This is a genomic window from Vibrio sp. 970, from assembly GCF_033339075.1.
Window position 1 is genome coordinate 1 of sequence record NZ_JAWOTW010000134.1, and the last position, 904, is coordinate 904.

Annotated in this window: 1 protein-coding gene; it reads right to left on the reverse strand. The window is 39.6% G+C overall.

Translation table 11 applies throughout. The features are described 5' to 3' along the window. Nucleotides 1-132: 132 nt before the first annotated feature. Entirely contained in the window at nucleotides 133-675 is a 543-nt protein-coding gene (locus R7Q11_RS25230; RefSeq protein WP_225462611.1) for an outer membrane protein, read from the reverse strand. Between the last annotated feature and the right edge of the window lie 229 nt (nucleotides 676-904).

A 904-nucleotide genomic window follows, 5' to 3' on the forward strand; every position in this document is an offset into this window, starting at 1 on the left:
GCTGATAGAGTGGGACCGCTTTGGTTTAAAAGAAAGTAATGATTAATTTAACGTAACACATATAAACAGCACTTAAAAAAGCCTCCCGAATGGGAAGCTTTTTGGTTGTGATAACTCATTCGTCGCAAGCTACTAGAAGTTATATCTCATACCAACTGTCACACCTTGAATGTTGATATCTACACCATCAAATTCAGCAGACCTGTATCTGTAGCCGATAGCAAGGTCTACATTGTCAAGCATGTAACCTACTTCCAATCCTGCTTGATAAGAGAACTTGGATTCTGATTCAGATATACCGAAGACGTTGGTTTCGCCCTTTAATGAACCAACGCCAAGAATGAGTGCGCTATATAATTTATTACCTTTATCTATAAACTTAGGGCGTGCGTTAATATAAAAGGCATCACCTTTAACACTGGCATCTTCATTAAATTCAGCTTCACCAAAATGTTGGTATTCTAACTCCACACCTAAATCTACATTAGGGTGAACTGCAAAATTATAACCAGCATACACCCCTCCACCTAAGTCGTTGCTTTCATCAATAGTTGCAATACCAGCATCTAACTCAGTATTGTGACCTACAAGTAAATTGCCGCCGACATAAAAATGGTCTACCTCGTTTGCACTTGCACTTGCACTTAAGAGTGCTAGTAAAATCAGTTTTTTCACTTTAAGTCCTTATAGTTGATTTGGAGATATTATGCATGCATGGGAGTATCGTTAATAGCGAATATTTAACGTAACGCTCGTTGTACGAATCCCCAAGGTCGCTAGTGTAGGCGACCTTTTTACAACTGGCAGATACGAAAAACGCCTCCCATTGGGAGGCGTTTTTCTTGAGGACGTTCATTACCTTAGAAAAGGATCGTTGAGATCCCAGCTCTTTGGTTGTAATCTC